1 protein-coding gene is annotated in these 402 nt (G+C 45.8%); it reads left to right on the top strand.

All coding sequences use genetic code 11. The features are described from left to right. Positions 1 to 128: 128 nt before the first annotated feature. Positions 129 to 402 (top strand): IS200/IS605 family accessory protein TnpB-related protein (locus JDF658_RS01900; protein WP_242946589.1); only part of this gene is annotated, 274 nt, incomplete at its 3' end.

A 402-nucleotide genomic window follows, 5' to 3' on the forward strand; every position in this document is an offset into this window, starting at 1 on the left:
TGGGCAAGTACGAAGGAGAGTTTCAGGTTATACCTTACCCGAACGGCTTTCTTTATATCAGAATACCAGACTTAGCCCATGCTTCCAGCTTCCGGCGTAGCTACCTGATAGGAGTTTTAGCCAGAGTAGTGGTAGATATAGCTTTCTTTTCAGGCAAACCCATTGTTTTAGAAAACCTGAACTTTGGCAAAGACAGACTGGACACTAATAAAAAGTTTAACCGCATGGCCTCTAATTTTCCATTTGCGAAAATGGTAGGGGCAATGTATCGGAGAGCGGTAAAAGAAGGGGTGCCTTTCAAATTAGTATCACCCCGGCATACTTCAACCATAGGTTACTGGAAGTATATGAAACGTTACGCCGTTCCGGTGCATTGCGCGGCGGCACTGGTTACAGGACGCC

Source organism: Carboxydocella sp. JDF658 (assembly GCF_002049395.1).
Classification (GTDB): Bacteria; Bacillota.